This window comes from Sphingobacterium sp. SGL-16 (assembly GCF_011043515.1).
In the GTDB taxonomy this organism is placed as follows: Bacteria; Bacteroidota; Bacteroidia; order Sphingobacteriales; family Sphingobacteriaceae; genus Sphingobacterium; species Sphingobacterium litopenaei.
Window position 1 is genome coordinate 1 of the sequence record NZ_JAAKGQ010000063.1, and the last position, 18,009, is coordinate 18,009.

The following is an 18,009-nucleotide window of genomic DNA, read 5'->3' on the forward strand; positions in this document are numbered from 1 at the left end:
GATACATCATTGGTTTGACAGAAGTCAGCAGACGCCGTAGTACTTTTTTTTTTTAGGAAGGAAGGGCTGAACATTAAACGTCCGTTTAAACTATGCGAATTGGGCTTATCGTAAAGAAAGCAGAAAACTTCGAATGGAGAGCTGCCCTGTAAGGGATATGCTGGAAGCAGAAAAGTAGCAGGGAGCGCTGAGCGATATCTTGAAAGAAAACAGAAGACACGGAAACAGGGAAAAAAAAAGAATGCAAAACGAGATGTTACTGGAAGAAATTATCAGTAGTAGCAACCTACATCAGGCATACGATCAGGTTGTAGGAAACAAAGGAGCACCCGGTACTGATAATGTGGGTCACGTTGAATTTAAAGAACAGCTCTCATGTGAATGGCGTGATGTTAAATTACAACTAGAGCATGGCGAATATCGCCCTTTGCCTATTAAACGTGTTAAAATCCCTAAACCCAATGGAGGGGAACGTCTATTGGGTATTCCTACCTATATGGATAGGCTTATCCAACAATCCATCTCTCAGGTTTTGGTAAGAATGTATGATCCTGACTTTTCGGAACATAGCTATGGTTTTCGTTCAGAGAAGAATGCCCACCAAGCATTAGTAAAAGCCAAAGAATACATTAACTCGGGATATAGCCATGTTGTAGATCTGGACCTTGCCCAATTCTTTGACCGAGTAAACCATGACTACTTAATGAATGAACTAAGCAAGAAGATCATTGACAAGCGAGTTTTGAAACTAATTCATCGGATCCTTCGTGCCGATATTCTGGATGAAGGCAAAATTGACTTCTTGCAAACAGGGTGTTCCGCAAGGCGGTCCATTAAGTCCATTGCTTTCTAATATCATACTAGATAAACTAGATAAGGAACTGGAAAGTAGAGGTCACCGCTTTGTTCGCTATGCAGATGATTGTAGTATCTATGTTAAAAGTAAACGAGCAGGAGATCGAGTAATGGAAAGCATCAGTAAGTATATTGAAAAGGAACTAAAACTGAAAGTAAATGTAGAAAAGAGTATTGTTACACGTCCTTGGCGCACACGCTTATTGGGGTTTACGTTCTATCATAAGAAGGGCAGCAAAGGAATTAGTGTACATGGTAAAAGTATTAGTATCTACAAGGATAAAATCCGTAAAATTACTAGTCGTAGAAGCCCTCTATCTATAGGTGAGCGCATGATGCAAATCCGAAGATTGAACCAAGGGTGGGGAAGCTACTTCAAGTTAAGTGAAACGCGCAGTATATTCTCAACCTTAGACGAATGGATGCGCAGCCGTGTTAGACTATGTTACTGGAACCAATGGAAGAGGGTCAAGACGCGTGTGAGTGAGCTCAAGAAATTAGGAGTGACTCCCAATCAAGCTTATCAATGGGGTAATACCCGTAAAGGCCCGTGGCGCACTGTAAATAGCCCAATCCTAAAACGAACGCTTACCACTGCATTTTTAAAGAAAGAAGGACTATTATACCTAACCGATATAATAGCCCCAAAGACTGTTAATGTTTAATGAACCGCCGTATGCCGAACGGCAAGTACGGTGGTGTGAGGGGTCAGGTAATCAAATAATGATTACCTTCCTAATCTATAGTCAGCTTAGTCCTATAAGTGAATTACTTCACCATAAGCATCTGCGGCAGCTTCCATAATAGCTTCACTCATTGTTGGGTGAGGGTGAACTGATTTAATAATTTCGTGACCAGTTGTTTCTAATTTACGCGCTACAACTACTTCAGCAATCATTTCAGTTACGTTAGCACCAATCATATGTGCACCTAAGAATTCACCGTATTTTGCATCGAAAATTACTTTAACGAAACCGTCTTTTGCACCCGCAGCAGATGCTTTACCTGATGCAGAGAATGGGAATTTACCCACTTTGATTTCATAACCAGCTTCACGAGCTGCTTTTTCTGTAAGACCTACAGAAGCAATTTCTGGCGAACAGTAAGTGCATCCAGGGATGTTGTTGTAATTAATAGGTTCGACGTGTAAACCTTTGATTTTCTCTACACAAGTAATGGCTTCTGCTGAAGCAACGTGTGCCAAAGCTTGCCCTTTTACGATATCACCGATAGCATAAACGCCATCTACATTTGTTTTGTAGAAATCATCAACTAGTACACGACCTTTATCTACTTTGACACCAACTTCTTCTAAACCGATGTTTTCGATGTTTGGAGCAATACCTACCGCTGATAATACGATTTCAGCTTCGATTACTTCTGTACCTTTCGCAGTTTTGATATTTACTTTTGATAAAGCACCCGAAGTATCTACTGAAGTTACTTCAGATTTAGTCAAGATATCGATACCTGCTTTTTTCAAAGATTTTTCTAATTGTTTTGATACTTCTTCGTCTTCTACAGGGACGATGCGGTCCATGAATTCAACGATAGTTACTTTTGTACCAATTGCATTATAGAAATAAGCAAATTCTACACCGATAGCACCAGAACCAACAACTACCATAGATTTAGGTTGTTGAGGTAAGTTCATAGCTTGGCGGTAGCCAATGATTTTTTTACCATCTTGAGGCAAGTTAGGTAATTCTCTCGAACGAGCACCTGTTGCTAAGATTGTATGTTTTGCTGTATATTCTTTTACACTGCCGTCTGCAGCTTTTACTTCTACTTTGCCACCTTTTTTGATTTTAGCAGTACCCATGATCACATCGATCTTGTTCTTTTTCATTAAGAATTGGATACCTTTGCTCATTCCATCAGCGACACCACGACTTCTTTTTACAATTGCACCAAAGTCAGCTTCTCCGCCTTGTACTTTAATACCGTATTCTTCAGCATGGTTTAAGTATTCAAATACTTGAGCACTTTTTAATAAAGCTTTTGTAGGAATACATCCCCAGTTTAAACAAATACCGCCTAAAGCTTCGCGCTCTACAACGGCAGTCTTAAAACCTAATTGAGATGCACGGATAGCAGCAACATAACCACCCGGTCCAGATCCAATCACAATAATGTCGTAGTTCATATAGTTTTTGAATTAGTTTTCTTTTTCAAATTTTGTAGCCAAAAATACACTTTTTTTTTGGCTTCACTATACTATATTGATAGGTAATTGACTAAAACTAATAAATATTGTTTCCTTTATTTGAGGTGATGCTTTTTAAATATTTTATTTTTTGATAATTTAATTCCTCAGAATTGCCTCTTTTTAGAGAAATATAAGCGATATTGAAATACCTTTTATAAACGAATCAATCTATAATGAAAAACCTGTTTTTTACTTTAATCTTACTATTATTATCCTTGAGCGGATGTACTCAATCTGTAACTTCTTCAGATCTAACCTCTAATTTGCGCCAAACGCAATGGTATAAAGCTAAAGTAGCTTATTTAGGCGATTCTATTACCGATAAAAGAAGGATAGGAACGAAGAAAGTGTATTGGGAGTATTTAGAAGATTATTTAGGGATTCAATCATATGTTTTCGCAAGAAGCGGACATACTTGGAATGATATAATGGTACAAGCTCAAGAACTAAAAGATTTGGGGATAGATGAATTGTCAGCAATAATTATTTTTGCGGGTACGAATGATTATAATTCCAATACGGAAATGGGGACACTATATACTGAATCATTACAACTCACCAATCATAATGGTGAACAAGTACAAAGAAAGTTTAGGGAAAGTTCTTTTGATACAAATACTTTTTATGGCAGAATCAATAGCGTATTATCTTTCTTAAAACAGCATTTTCCCCAACAACAAATCATACTTTTGACACCTATTCATCGTGGATACGCGCACTTTAATGAAAAGAATGTGCAACCTGACGAACGCTATGCGAATGGAGTTGGATTGTATATTGATGATTATGTGGAGGGCATCAAAAAAGCTGGACAATATTGGTCTTTACCAATTATTGACTTGTTTGGTACTTCGGGACTATCACCTTTGGTAGATTCTCATGCTATGTATTTTGCGAATAAACAAAAGGATTTGCTCCACCCTAATGCGGATGGACATAATAGAATGGCTCAAACAATTATGTGTCAGTTGCTACAATTTCCTGGTAAATTTTAATATATGAATTTTGTCAGTCTTTGGTCAATATAGATTATAACTATTTTTTAACACTTAATAATGGCTATTTTCGTAGCGAATTAATTTATAAGTATGTTACGAATTTTTCAGCAAGTAGCTTTGTGGGAAGCGATTTCAACTATTGTGTTATTCTTTATTGCAATGCCATTAAAATATTTTGCAGGCATTCCTGAGGCAGTAAGAGTGGCGGGTTCGATACACGGATTTTTAGTGGTTATATTCGTAATCCTTTTGATTATGTGTTGGCAAACTTTTAATTGGAAATTTTCTAGAGTAGTAAAATACTTTGTACTTTCTTTGATACCTATTATTTCTTTCTGGGTCGAACGAGATGTAAAGAAAGACATCCTTAATAAAACAAAAGCAAGCTAATTAGCTTGCTTTTGTTTTATTAAGGATAGTTGCGATTCTTCAAAAAAAGCTTAATCTTAAAATCCGGCTGGGGGAATAAGATTTATAGTTATCCTATTCATTTTATATCTTTTCATGTCAATATTATGAATAAATAGTGTCTGATTAGACGTTGTTGCATTATTTGAAACTTTACGTAGCCTCAAATCATGTATCCTAATGACAGATTTATATTTTGTATATATTGGAAAATTTTGATCATGAATAGTCAACATAGAGATCTCATCGCAATAGAGTTCTTGGACGAATTTAGCGTTATCACCCAATAATGAAGTTTTATTATCAGGATCTACGAACCTAATTGTTCTTCCAATGGTAATGTAAGGCGTAAGATAGTCTGATCCCATTAATTTCTCAAAGTGTGTATTCACAGTGTCTGGATTAGGACGACTTGGATTTGGTATTGCTTGGGTTAATGTCAAATCACTTATTTTAAACCTTACTTGTGTTACAGAAGGATAAATTCGAGCTCCTAAACCTGACGCAGTTCCATTAGATATGCTAAATGTGTACCCTGCAGGTGCTTTTAAGCGGATTTCGTAGCCATGGAATTGATGCCTTAAATTAATTCTAAGCTTTAATTCTTTAGTAACTTTGTGTGTTTCTTTCCAAAACATAAAAGCTGCGCCACCATCTAACGAACTTATTTCAGCAGTATTTAAATTCGTTGTTGTTAGGGCTTTCAGTGTTGGAATGGTTCCATTATTAGAATTTGTCGTATTGTATTCAGAATAGCATACGAAAGTATATGTTTCGCCGTTAATAAGTTTTAATGTTTGTTTCTCACTTTCTATATTACATCTGATGTATGTAACTAAATCAGCTTGATTGCCATCTTTGTCGTAGGCAATTAGTTTATATCTCCAGCCTGTTTTTAAGTCGTATGCAATCTCAGTTGCGGCTAGTTTTGACTTATTGATTTTTTCAGTAGCCCCATAGGTTATGCTGTATCCAATTGTTTGACTGTTGTCATTTGTTTGTGAAAATGAATTGGAACTAGTAGTAGTAGCATTTTTTTGTGTTGTAGGGGTATAAACATCCATTTTCTCTACGGAAATATTTCCTATACCTATAGCTATTATTTCTCCGTTTTTACTTATCTCCTCATCTATCTTAGTACAGTTCATTAATAGATTTGAAATAATAATAATTATTAATGAGTGTAATTTTATATTACGCATGTCTTAAGTATTAATTTTTTAATTGGAAATCTACATTTATAATTTCTTCATCTTCCCATGAATGTATTAAAAAGCCATCTTGATTTGGTTGGATCAAATTATAATTTGAGCCTGTACATAGGCTGTGTTCTACATTAATTATATGTAGAAAAATTCTAGGTTTGGTGTATTTATTGTTTGGCATTTCGAAAAATTAATTAAATACTTAATTAATATTAAAATAATTCTAAAAATTAATCTATAGTTTATCTTATTGTAGCTATTTTTCTACTTTGATTTTATAGGGGAGATATTTACTAAATGGACACAGAGTAATTTTTTTCATTATAAACTACTCTTTATCGAAGACTTGATTGTATGGAAAATTTGTATTTACCCAATTAAGCAATTACCCGCAAACCTTCATGAAAAGGATAAATCATCTTGTCTGTCCATGTAGAGAAGATATCATCTTCTATATTAATAGTATGGAGAAAAATTATGGGTTTATAATATTTATGTTTTTTGGTTTGCATAAGGCGAAATTAATTAATTAATATGCAATCAATAATCTCAAGTTGTTATAAAATTTACTTTGTGTAAATTTTATTCTACATTATAGTGAAAAAAAATTACGATAAAAATTATAAAGTATTGACATTGTATTGTATATCAATACTTTATACTTTGAGGAAGGAGATTAGTCCTTTTGAGGAAGATCATTTATGCTCATATAGGCATAAGTAATTTCCGTTTTTCCATGAGGAGTGGGAACTCCTTCTTTATCCAGATTCACAAATACCAACTTATCGATAGAAAGAATCGTTTTTCGAGTAATTTTATTGCGAACTTGACATGTTAGTGTGATGGAAGTTCTACCGAATTCCGTTGCTGTGATACCTAGCTCAATAATATCACCTTGCTTAGCTGAACTAACAAAGTTAATCTCAGAAATAAACTTAGTTACTACGTGTGGATTGCCTAATTGTACAATGGCATAAATAACAGCTTCTTCATCAATCCAGCGTAGGAGCGTGCCTCCAAAAAGTGAACCGTTCGGATTTAGATCCTCAGGTTTTACCCATTTTCTAGTGTGAAAGTTCATTATAGTTGAATATAAAATGAGAAACAAAAGAAAAGAGGCAAATTGCTTTGCCTCTTTAAATGTTTTTTAAGCGTGAATAGCTCTGTTATCTGTTGCTGCAAGAGCAGCTTCTTTAATTGCTTCTGTGTAAGTAGGGTGAGCATGGCAGATTCTAGAAATATCTTCTGCTGAAGCTCTGTATTCCATAGCTACCACAGCCTCTGCAATCATGTCTGCTGCACGGGGACCAATCATGTGAACACCTAATACTTCGTCAGTAGCGGCATCTGCCAATACTTTTACGAAACCATCCGTATCGCCTGAAGCTTTTGCACGACCTGAGGCTTTGAATGAGAATGAACCTGATTTGTATTTTACTCCTGCTTCTTTCAATTGTTCTTCAGTTTTTCCAACAGAAGCAACTTCTGGCCAAGTGTATACTACACCAGGGATTAAGTTGTAGTCGATATGTGGTTTTTGACCAGCAATACGTTCTGCTACATAAATACCTTCGTCCTCAGCTTTGTGCGCTAACATAGCACCTTTCACCACGTCACCGATAGCGTAAACGCCTTCCACGGCTGTTTCTAAGTGTTCGTTTACAGTGATTTTATTTCCTCTTTCTTCTGGAGTAATGCCGATATTTTCTAACCCTAAGTCTTTTGTATAAGCTACACGACCTACAGAAACGATACAGTAATCACCTTCGAATGATACCGCTTGACCTTTTGCGTCTTCAGCAGTTACAGTAACAGTTTTACCTTTTGCAGTAGCACCTGTTACTTTGTGACCTAAGAAGAATTCCATGCCTAAAGATTTTTTCAATACGCGTTGTAATTCTTTACCTAAACCGCCGTCCATCGTACTGATAATTGATTTAGCGTATTCAATTACCGATACTTTGGCACCAAGACGAGCATATACTGAACCTAACTCAAGACCGATAACACCACCGCCGATAACGATTAAGTGTTTAGGAACTTCTTGTAAGTTTAAAGCTTCAGTAGAAGTGATGATACGTTTTTTGTCGATAGGTAGGAAAGGCAATGCTGTTGGTTTAGAACCAGTAGCAATGATTATATTTTTACCAGTAATTTCTTCTGCAGAACCATCTTTTTTCGTGATTTTGATGGTGTTTTTATTCACGAATGAACCTACACCTTCGTAAGAATCAATTTTGTTCTTTTTAAAAAGGTAAGTGATACCTGCTGTATTTTGTGCGATCACATCATTTTTGCGATCGATCATTTTTTTAACATCAATTTTTAAGTCTTTCACAGATATACCGTGATCTGCAAAAGCATGAGCAGCATTGTGATAGTGCTCTGAAGTGTCTAATAAAGCTTTTGAAGGGATACATCCAACATTCAAACATGTACCACCAAAAGTGCTATATTTTTCAATTACCGCTGTTTTTAAACCCAATTGAGCACAACGGATAGCGGCTACATAACCGCCTGGACCACTACCAATTACTATTACGTCGTATTGCATAATTGCTTTTTTATATTTTTGTTGCAAAGTTAAGGTTTATCCTTCACTATTACCAAATTATGTTGGCATAAAAAAAGGCACTTTTGGTGCCTTTAATTAAGAATATTTTACATTGGAAAATTTTATTCCGCGACGATTTTACCTTTCATCATACCAAAGTGACCTGGAAAACTACAGATATAGTCGTATACACCTTTTTCTAAAGTTACAGAAATTTTGTCTTCTTCGCCTGGACCTAATAATTTAGTATGTTCTACGATAGAAGATAATGAAGATTTTGGAATGTATTCATTATCCGCGGCACTAGCAGCTTCGCCACCAAAAGTTGCTAAATCAACTCCAGGTTTTAAAATCACGATATTGTGTCCCATAGATTCTTTTGGTAATGTACCTACATTTTTGAAAGTCAACTCTAATGGTTCTCCGGCTTTTACACGAATTAATTCAGTGTCGAATTTCATTTGGTCATTACCTGTTACCGTCCATGTATTAGATAAAGTCACATTTTCAATACCTTCTACCGTTTCAGTTACATCAGAAGCTGATTCTTCCGTAGTTGTTGCAGTATTATCACTTTCAGTCTTTGTGTTTCCTCCCCCACAAGATGCTATTGTCAAACCTAAAGCTATTGCAGGAATTAAAAAGTATTTTTTCATAATTTTAATATAAGTTGTCTTAAGCCAAATTTACAAATTAAATGCAGTTGACGAAATTTCTTAACTATTTATTATCTGTAACTTACAAGCTTTGACAATTTTGTTATAAAGTTCGAGTGGATTAAATGGTTTTCCGATCACATCATCAGCACCAACTTCAAAAGCAGCTTTTTGCTCATGCTCCATCACTGAAGCTGAAATAGTAATAATCGGAATGTTACTCAGTTTGGGATTGAGACTGTTCCTTATTTCAGTTATCGCTTCAAAACCACTCATAATCGGCATATGAGTATCCATTAAAATCAAGTCGTAATCATTGCTTTCAAGAGCTTCTAGTGCTAGTCTGCCATTTTTTACGATAGTGACATTGCATTCCCATTTACGTAGCATATGGGCAAGCATAAAACTATTTAAGTCATTATCTTCTGCAACTAAAGTGTTTAGATTGCTTAGTTTAGGCAGTTGTGTGTATTGAAGGTTTTCTTTTTTCTCATCCAATTTCTCCGCTATTACTTCTTCCATTTCAACAATAAAAGTGAAAACAGACCCTTGTCCGTAATTACTTTCTGCTTTCACTTCTCCATCCAATAATTTTGCCAATCTTTTTACAATAGCCAATCCCAATCCTGTACCTCCAAATTTTTTGGTTATACGATCATCGCCTTGTTCAAATTCTTGGAATATTTTTTCAACAGATTCAGCCCTAATACCTATTCCTGTATCTTTAACAGCAAATGCAATAGTATGTTTGTTATTGTTGTGGGATATCGTGTTCACCGAAAATTCAATAGACCCATCATCTGTGAATTTTAGTGCATTAGAAATAAAGTTAGTTAGAATTTGTTGTAAACGTAAGGAATCAAAACGTACTATTTTAGGAAGACTATCATCAAAAGTGATATCAAATTCCAAGCCCTTACTTTCAGCTTTTAGTCTGAAAATATTAGCTGTTTCGTGAACAAGATCCTTTAGATTGAAGTTTTCAAATTCAATCTTTAACATGCCTGAATCGATCTTGGAAATATCTAAAATATCGTTAATAATCATCAACAAGGAATTGGATGCGGTATCCAATCTCTTGACCCAATCCATTTGCTCTTCATTCAGAGGAGAATTTTTGAGCATATGCATGATTCCCATAATGCCATTAATCGGCGTACGAATTTCATGACTCATGTTTGCCAAGAAAATTTCTTTGGATTTCCGTGCGTGCTCTGCTTCTCTGTTGGCTTGAATCAGCGCAATTTTGGACTGTTCTAATTCGGCATTCTTGTGAATGATCTCTTCTTGTATTTCGACTTGTTTTATAAAGGCGTTTACTTTTGCGATGGTAATCTCAGGATTAAGTGGTTTGTACAAATAATCCACAGCTCCACTTTGGAGACCTTTGATGAGATATTTATCTTCTTTGGAGATAGCCGTTACCATAATAGCAATGATGTGGCTGGTCTTAGGATTAGCTTTTAACAAAGAGACAAATTCAAAACCGTTAATATCAGGCATTTGAACGTCTACCAAAGCGATTGAAATGTCATTTTTCCAACAAAGTTTCAAGGCTTCATTTGGATCCGTAGTGCTGATAATATTGACATTGTCAATATCCGCCAATAAGGCTTCCAAACTGATGATATTTTCTGCTTTGTCGTCAAGTATCAATAAATTGACTTTTTTCATGACTTTTAATTTAATTTGTTGAAAAACGATATTATTTGAGAATCATTCCATATTTCTGGATTTATTGTCTCTCTTTGACCAGCTAAAGGCATGGTTTGTATAGGTGCTTGGTTAGGGTCTTGAATAATGATTTTGCCTCCATATTCTTCGACCACGTGCAGTCCTCTTGCGCCGTCACTATTTGCTCCTGATAGCAAAAAAGCGGTGCACTTATCTTTATATATTTGTGCAGCTGTCTCAAAAAGAACATCGATCGATGGTCTGGAGTAATTGATATGCTCCGAGCCATCTAGCGAAAAAGTAAAATCTGGTTCTACAAGTAAATGATAACCTGCAGGAGCAAAATATACATGGTTCATACAGATGTCCATTTTATCTACAGCTGACAGTATATTTCTTCTCAATTTTCTTGATAAGCTTTTTTCTATCTGCGTATCATACTGCCTGTTACGGTGTAATACGATGCAGATTGCAGCTTGGAAATAACTCGGCAATTGTTCAAGAAGCTCAGCAATAAGTGTATATGATCCAGCAGAGCCTCCAATTAATATTATTTCGGTTGCAGTCGGCATTATTTTATCTTTTGATAGATGTTGTATTTTTTATCAATCACTTTAAAATTATCTTTTATCTCGTGCGCATATAAGCTTTCTTTTGATCCCAAACATAAGAAACCAAATAGGCTCAGCGAATCGTAAAAAAGTTTTAAAACTCTTTTTTGCAAATCCTTATCAAAATAAATCATCACATTTCTACACATAATCAATTGAAATTCATTGAAAGCATGATCAGAAACTAGATTGTGTGTAGAAAATAAAACCTTGCTTCTGTATTCTTTATTTATAATGGCGGCATCATACATGGCGGTGTAGTGGCTTGAAAAATCTGAAGTAGGGCTTGTTTGTAAATAATTCTCCGTGTAAGATTTGATCTTATTTAGTGAATAAACTCCTTTACGTGCTATTTCTAAAGCTTTTGGGCTTATATCGGTTCCATAAATAAAGCTTCTGTCTAAGATATTTGTTTCATTCAACAAAATTGTCGTCGAATAAGCTTCTTCGCCCGTAGAACAGCCCGCACTCCATATTCTGATTTGAGGATATGTTTTCAGGTAAGGAATAACATTCTTTTTCAAGGAAACGAAAAACTGCGGATCTCGAAACATCTCGGTTACGTTTACCACGAGTTCTTGAATAAAGTAATTGTGAAAATCTTTGACATTCACAATGGCGTTTTTTAAGTCCACCAAATCCATTTTCTCCACTTGGAGAAATCGCTCTACCCTTCTTTTTAGAGACGACTTAGAATATCCCGAAAGGTCTACTTCAGAAATATTCTGAAGTAGATAAATGATTTCTTCTAACTCCTCAAATTCAATTAAAATGGTATTTTTTATCCCAGCCATACTTGCATTAATGACGTCAACTTATCAATATCAATAGGCTTGCTTACATAATCGTTAGCACCTATTTGTATTGATTTTTCCCTATCTCCCTTCATTGCTTTTGCCGTCACGGCCAAGATCGGAAGGTTCTTGTATTTTAACTCTTCACGGATAATCTGTATAGCTTCGTAACCATCCATTTCTGGCATCATAATATCCATTAACACGATATCCACACCGTGATTTGGATTTTTAAGAATATCAATAGCTTCTCGACCATTGTTAGCTATTTCGATATGCATATCGTAGCTCTGTAAACTTGTGGATAAAGCGAATACATTTCGCATATCATCATCCGCAATTAAAACCCGCTTACCATTCAAATTGTTAGTTTGGGTAATAGTTGGAACGGTAGCCACAGGTTGTTGTGTATTACTATTCAATTTATTCAAGAATAAATTTACTTCATCAATTAAACGGTCGCTTGACTTGTCCGATTTCAAAATAGTTGCTCGAGCATCCGTTAGAATCTTGTCATATTGTTCTTTTGGAAGCTCATAAGCCGTGTTAATTATGATGGGAATCTGTGCTAAAGCCTCATTTGTTTTTATTTTTTCGATCAAGTCTAGACCATTTCCATCTGGAAGGCTTAAATCCAAAATGATGCAGTCTATATTTTGTTCGGTATTCAATTTTGCCCACGCGGAGTTCAATGAGAATGTTTGAATCACGTTAATATTGTGTCCAGAAAATGAATTCTTGATATAATCACTTTGCAATTCTTGATCTTCTACTAAAAGAACCTTTTTAACCGAGTTATTTAGATTAATATTAATGTTTTCAAAAGTGCTCTGAATAGTTTCTTCTGTGACAGGTTTATGCATAAATCCGATGGCACCGTGCTCAATAAAGTCTTTTTTAGAGAAGGTTGCCGCCGACATCATATGAATTGGAATATGCTTTGTACTTTCGTCATCTTTCAATACGCGTAGCACTTCCCAACCATCGGCAATAGGTAGCATGACATCTAAGATAATTGCACTAGGCCGATTTGCTTTCGCTAACTCAATGCCTTTGGCACCATCATGAGCTAGAATCACATCAAAGCCGTAATCTTCTGCAAAACCTTTCAGTATATCGGCAAAATTTATATCATCTTCTATAATCAAAATAGTTTTTGAATCACCATTTGGCGGAGAAACTACCGGTTTATTCACTACAGGACCTTCTGGCTGTTTTGCTACAGGTTTTGGTTTAGAAGAAGGAATTTCAATTCTAGCAGGAGCCGGTTTATTTACGAAAGCTTCAGCCGTTTGAATAGGTATAATTAAGGAGAATTTACTTCCTACACCGATTTCACTTTCCAACGTAATACGCCCGCCTAATAAACTAGCAATTTCTTTACTGATAGAAAGACCTAATCCAGTACCGCCGTATTTTCGGCTTGTAGATCCATCTTCTTGTCTGAAAGCCTCGAATATTAAGTCTTGTTTTTCTTTTGAAATACCTTTTCCTGAATCGATTACATCAAAACACAAATTATTGGACTGTAAACTTACTTTTAATTCGACCTTTCCTTCAGGCTCGGTAAATTTGAAAGCATTGGAAAGGAAATTTTTAAGCACTTGTTGCAATCTGTATTCGTCAGATAGGAATTCTACAGGAACTTTTTTATCAATTGAGGTTTTGAAATTAATTTTCTTGTCTTTGGCTATCGCCTTGAAAAGATCTTCCACATCTTTAATAAATTCAACAGAATTTATCTTCGCGACATTTAGATCTACGTGACCCGCCTCAATTTTTGCTAAATCTAATAGTTCATTAATCAGCTCAAGTAAATCTGCTCCGGCATCGTGAATCACTTTTGCATATTTCACTTGCTCATTGTTCAGGTTTTTATGCTTATTATCTTGGAGTAATTTAGCTAAGATCAGAATACTGTTTAATGGAGTACGTAATTCATGACTCATATTTGCCATGAATTCTGATTTGTATTTACTAGCTAGCTCTACTTCAAGGATTTTTTGTTCAACAAGTTTTTGTGTTTCGTTCAGATCTTGATTTCTTATCTCAAGTTCTTCTGCTTTTTTGTTTAACTCAATATTTGTTTGTGTTAATTCTTCTTGTTGTACGCGTAATTCTTCCTCAGAAGACTCTAAAAGATTTGTTTTATGAACTAATTCTTCGTTCGTAATGCGAAGTTCTTCTTGTTGAGCTTCCAGTTCTTCCGTTTGACGCTGTGTCTCATCCAATAATTCCTGAACCAACAGGTGGCTTTGACCAAATTTAATACGCGTAGCAATTGTTTTGCTTATGCGGGTGAAATAGTCATTGTATGTGTTTCTATTCTCATCATTTAGATCCGCTACCGCAATTTCGATAAGACCTAAGGTAGAACCATCATGTATCAATGGACAGTAGATAATAGAATATGTAGTATCTTTTACCAACGAACTTTGAATATTTAGATGTGCTTTATTTTGATTTTCAAGAATAACATTGACTTTGTCTTCTGTTATTTTACCCAAAAATCCATCTCCCGAAATAAATTGTTTTACGGCCAAATCCTTATTTACGCCGTGACCAACGCATAATTTAAAAAGTTCGGTATCAGGTTTACGGATGTAAATAGCGATGGCAGGAGAATCGATATTCTTGTTTAAAATATTTACAACGACTTCGCAGATTTCTCTTTCTTCATCCAAACCACTGATTCCTTCGGAAACCATTGAACTTTTTTCAAGTATCCAATTTGATTTCTCTATCTCATTTTTGGCTTCTAAAAATTCATTATTTATGGCTATAAGATCTTCACTTGCCTTCTTGAGATTATTCATAGCCTTAATTATCCTGTTGAAGGTAAATAAGATGAAAGAAAATATTATTATGATAAGGCCAAGTATAATGTATTTTGCAACATTAAATGCAGCCTCATTTTTAGCGATTCTCTCAACACGGTAATCAACTATATTTTTAATAAAAGTATTAACAACATTTATTGTTGATTCATCTTGGCGATTCCAATAATTGATTTGTTCTTCGTTACTTTTTATACCAGGATCTTCAGTTTCCTTAATTATGTTTTCAACATGTGTAGACAAAAATCCCACAAAAGCATTTTCATCTTTGAAAAGTTGAAGCTTAGTAAGTTCATTGGAAAGCGAAGTTATTAAACTTTTAATCTGTTGATTATGCGTATTGGGATTATATACTTCCTTTATATTTGCATTAATCAATTCCTTCAGATCCGCATTAATTGCTGTAGAAATGTACAACTGCTCTTGAGAATGATTTAATATTTCTTCATTCTTTTTAAGAAAAGTATTAATACTGTAGAATAGATAAACTGCCCCAATCAGCATTATCAATAGTGAAACTATACTACTCGTAATGAGCTGACTTTTTAATTTGTCATTTTTAGTCATAATATGTTAATGTTCAGTTTGTGTTTTATTTATATTTTTCAATCAAGTTAAGGCTGTGTGTAGCTCAGAAAAAATGTTTTCCAATAACTTAAGTAAATGAATTGATATAAGTAGAAGGCAATTATAATCTAGATTTTTATAAAAATAAAAGAATAATACATTTTTTGTGCAAAAAATGTATTAAATAAATATAATTAATATCTTTAGAAAAGTGATTATTGATTTAAATAACAATTTATGAATCCAGAAATTAGTGTTATTCTTACGATAATCGGTGCGGTGGTTGCCCTATCGATTCTGCTTTATTTATTACCCGTAAATTTGTGGTTCACGGCGCAATTATCAAATGTGCGTATTAGTCTATTGAATTTAGTGCTCATGCGTTTGCGTAAAGTGCCACCTTCCTTAGTGACTAATGCGATGATTACATCGACTAAGGCAGGTCTACGTATTACAACCAACGAAATCGAAACGCATTATTTGGCCGGTGGAAATGTAAACAAAGTGATAAAGGCACTTATTTCGGCAGACAAAGCTAATATTCCTTTGGACTTTAAATTGGCAACAGCCATTGATTTGGCTGGTCGTGATGTATTTGATGCGGTACAATTATCAGTAAATCCTCAAGTAATCAATACACCTCCAGTAGCAGCCGTAGCAAAAGATGGTATTCAGTTAATTGCCAAAGCACGTGTAACCGTTCGTGCGAATATTAATCAATTGGTGGGTGGTGCTGGTGAAGAAACGATTCTTGCTCGCGTAGGAGAGGGGATAGTAACAACCATTGGTTCTTCTACGGACCACAAAGAGGTATTAGAAAATCCTGATCGTATTTCAAAAACTGTACTATCCAAAGGTTTGGATTCTGGAACAGCGTTTGAAATTCTTTCGATTGATATCGCCGATATCGATATTGGTGAAAACGTAGGTGCAAAATTGCAAACAGATCAAGCAGAAGCGGATCTTAAAGTGGCAAATGCACGTGCGGAAGAACGTCGTGCTATGGCAGTAGCCACAGAACAAGAAATGCGTGCGAAAGCACAAGATGCAAAAGCGAAGGTAATTGAAGCTGAGGCACAAGTACCATTAGCCATGGCTGAGGCTTTCCGTAATGGTAATTTAGGAATCATGGATTATTATAAAATGCAAAATATACAAGCCGATACGGATATGCGTTCATCTATCTCTAATCCAAAGGGTAACGAAAAGAAATAATTGGTATAAAAAACAAAACCTTGACGATGGGCGCCAAGGTTTGCTACTAACCAATTATAAACCTAAATTATGAAAAGACTTCTTTATGAACAATTCAGATAAACTACTTCCGAATTGTTGATACAAAGGTACATCAAGAATCGACACGTGTCAATACTTTTAGGTATAAAAGTTGTAAAAACAACTATTTTCTGACAGTTTTATGATTTTTGAGTGAATAGCTAATAATTAGGTGTCTTTTTCGAGTAAATAATAATTTTGTGAAGCTGAAAATTAAGTGGTTACTTTGGCTCAATATGATTTATACTAAGTTGAAAAGCGTTAAATGCGTAGTCCTTGATGTGGATGGCGTATTGACCAATGGAGATATTTTAGTGACGGAGGAGGGAAATCAACTTCGCACATTTAATGTAAAAGATGGCTATGCTATACAATATGCCATCAAGCAAGGGGTGGATATTTTTGTAATTACAGGTGCTAAATCTCAAGGAGTTAAGTTGCGGTTTGAAGGATTAGGTGTTAAGGAAACATTTTTGGGTATTAGCGACAAATGGACGTTGCTTCGAGAACTTTTGGAAAAATATGATTATAATACAGAGGAAGTTCTTTTTGTAGGAGATGATATGCCTGATTATATATGCATGCAAAAAGTAGGCATTGCCGTTTCGCCTGCAGATGCCGTAGAAGACATAAAAAAAGTAAGTAGCTATGTTTCTAAACTTAAAGGAGGGGAAGGTGTAGTGCGTGAGATTTTAGAAAAATTGCTTCGATTGCAAGGCAAATGGCATGTAGATGTATTAACTCCAAGCGTATAATATGTTGAAGAATTACTTACAAGATATAAAAGTTGTACTCGGTTCTCAATCACCTCGACGAAAAGAACTTTTAGCTTCCTTAGGTATAGATTTTGATGTTATCATAAAAAGCGTAGACGAGTCTATACCATCTCATGTAAATTCTTCTGAAGCGGCTGAATATGTAGCTTTGAAAAAATTAGAAGCTTTTGATGCAGCCGAATTTCAGGATGTCTTGATCATAACTTCAGATACTGTGGTGGTAGATAATGCAAATAATGTGTTGGGAAAACCTTCTTCAGCTGAGGAAGCTAAGCAAGTAATTTCATCACTTTCTGGAAGATCTCATATAGTATATACTGGCGTTGGTTTAGCTTACAAAGGCAAAAAGTCTCATTTTACGGATAAAACGACAGTGCATTTTGAGGATTTGACCCCAGAAGAAATCCAATATTATGTTGATAGATATAAACCTTTTGATAAAGCAGGAGCTTACGGTATTCAAGAATGGATTGGACGTATTGCTGTTTCCAAAATTGAAGGTTCTTATGAGAATGTAATGGGTTTGCCTACAGTACGAGTTTATCAAGCGATCAAAGAAATAATAAAATAAAAGGTGGGATTACCTAGTC

The 18,009-nt window shown here is 35.2% G+C and carries 16 protein-coding genes; 7 read left to right on the plus strand and 9 right to left on the minus strand.

Going from position 1 to position 18,009, the window contains the following annotated elements:
* Window positions 1-241 precede the first annotated feature (241 nt).
* The gene (locus G5B32_RS17505; RefSeq protein ID WP_206366923.1) at window positions 242-853 is read left to right on the plus strand and encodes a reverse transcriptase domain-containing protein; all 612 of its coding nucleotides are present in this window, start codon (window positions 242-244) and stop codon (window positions 851-853) included.
* Window positions 783-1,520, plus strand: a complete 738-nt coding sequence (locus tag G5B32_RS17510; RefSeq protein WP_206366924.1) for a reverse transcriptase domain-containing protein — start codon at window positions 783-785, stop codon at window positions 1,518-1,520. The genes G5B32_RS17505 and G5B32_RS17510 overlap by 71 nt, the downstream gene beginning before the upstream one ends.
* Before the next feature lie 92 nt (window positions 1,521-1,612).
* Here G5B32_RS17510 and lpdA (G5B32_RS15310) read toward each other — a convergent pair whose 3' ends face one another.
* The gene (gene lpdA / locus G5B32_RS15310; protein WP_165292372.1) at window positions 1,613-3,001 is read right to left on the minus strand and encodes a dihydrolipoyl dehydrogenase; all 1,389 of its coding nucleotides are present in this window, start codon (window positions 2,999-3,001) and stop codon (window positions 1,613-1,615) included.
* A 236-nt stretch (window positions 3,002-3,237) separates the two neighbouring features.
* Here lpdA (G5B32_RS15310) and G5B32_RS15315 point away from each other — a divergent pair, with 236 nt between their 5' ends.
* Entirely contained in the window at window positions 3,238-4,059 is an 822-nt protein-coding gene (locus G5B32_RS15315; protein WP_165292373.1) for an SGNH/GDSL hydrolase family protein, read from the plus strand.
* A gap of 93 nt (window positions 4,060-4,152) precedes the next feature.
* On the plus strand, window positions 4,153-4,452 hold the full coding sequence (locus G5B32_RS15320; RefSeq protein ID WP_165292374.1) for a DUF3817 domain-containing protein: 300 nt from the start codon (window positions 4,153-4,155) through the stop codon (window positions 4,450-4,452).
* 56 nt (window positions 4,453-4,508) lie between these two features.
* Here the strand turns inward: G5B32_RS15320 and G5B32_RS15325 are convergent, their stop codons facing one another.
* From G5B32_RS15325 to G5B32_RS15360, 8 genes are all read right to left on the minus strand, one after another.
* The gene (locus G5B32_RS15325) at window positions 4,509-5,618 is read right to left on the minus strand and encodes a hypothetical protein (protein ID WP_165292375.1); all 1,110 of its coding nucleotides are present in this window, start codon (window positions 5,616-5,618) and stop codon (window positions 4,509-4,511) included.
* A gap of 733 nt (window positions 5,619-6,351) precedes the next feature.
* Window positions 6,352-6,756, minus strand: a complete 405-nt coding sequence (locus tag G5B32_RS15330) for an acyl-CoA thioesterase (RefSeq protein ID WP_165292376.1) — start codon at window positions 6,754-6,756, stop codon at window positions 6,352-6,354.
* Between the two features lie 66 nt (window positions 6,757-6,822).
* Window positions 6,823-8,229 carry a dihydrolipoyl dehydrogenase gene (gene lpdA / locus G5B32_RS15335; RefSeq protein WP_165292377.1) on the minus strand — a complete coding sequence of 469 codons (1,407 nt, stop codon included), beginning with the start codon at window positions 8,227-8,229 and terminating at the stop codon, window positions 6,823-6,825.
* Window positions 8,230-8,351: 122 nt separating this feature from the next.
* The gene (locus G5B32_RS15340) at window positions 8,352-8,885 is read right to left on the minus strand and encodes a plastocyanin/azurin family copper-binding protein (protein WP_165292378.1); all 534 of its coding nucleotides are present in this window, start codon (window positions 8,883-8,885) and stop codon (window positions 8,352-8,354) included.
* A 60-nt stretch (window positions 8,886-8,945) separates the two neighbouring features.
* Window positions 8,946-10,559 (minus strand): response regulator, encoded by a 1,614-nt coding sequence (locus tag G5B32_RS15345; protein WP_165292379.1) that lies wholly within the window; start codon window positions 10,557-10,559, stop codon window positions 8,946-8,948.
* A gap of 5 nt (window positions 10,560-10,564) precedes the next feature.
* A complete protein-coding gene (locus G5B32_RS15350) occupies window positions 10,565-11,131 on the minus strand; it encodes a chemotaxis protein CheB (RefSeq protein WP_165292380.1) in 567 nt (188 codons plus the stop codon).
* A complete protein-coding gene (locus G5B32_RS15355) occupies window positions 11,131-11,964 on the minus strand; it encodes a CheR family methyltransferase (protein ID WP_165292381.1) in 834 nt (277 codons plus the stop codon). Before G5B32_RS15355 ends, G5B32_RS15350 begins: the two co-directional genes overlap by 1 nt.
* Entirely contained in the window at window positions 11,952-15,368 is a 3,417-nt protein-coding gene (locus G5B32_RS15360) for a hybrid sensor histidine kinase/response regulator (protein ID WP_165292382.1), read from the minus strand. The genes G5B32_RS15355 and G5B32_RS15360 overlap by 13 nt, the downstream gene beginning before the upstream one ends.
* A gap of 237 nt (window positions 15,369-15,605) precedes the next feature.
* Here G5B32_RS15360 and floA point away from each other — a divergent pair, with 237 nt between their 5' ends.
* From floA to G5B32_RS15375, 3 genes are all read left to right on the plus strand, one after another.
* Entirely contained in the window at window positions 15,606-16,583 is a 978-nt protein-coding gene (gene floA / locus G5B32_RS15365; RefSeq protein WP_165292383.1) for a flotillin-like protein FloA, read from the plus strand.
* Between the two features lie 296 nt (window positions 16,584-16,879).
* Window positions 16,880-17,398: a KdsC family phosphatase gene (locus G5B32_RS15370; protein ID WP_165292384.1), complete on the plus strand. Its 519-nt coding sequence runs from the start codon at window positions 16,880-16,882 to the stop codon at window positions 17,396-17,398.
* A gap of 1 nt (window position 17,399) precedes the next feature.
* Window positions 17,400-17,990 (plus strand): Maf family protein, encoded by a 591-nt coding sequence (locus G5B32_RS15375; protein ID WP_165292385.1) that lies wholly within the window; start codon window positions 17,400-17,402, stop codon window positions 17,988-17,990.
* Window positions 17,991-18,009: the final 19 nt, after the last annotated feature.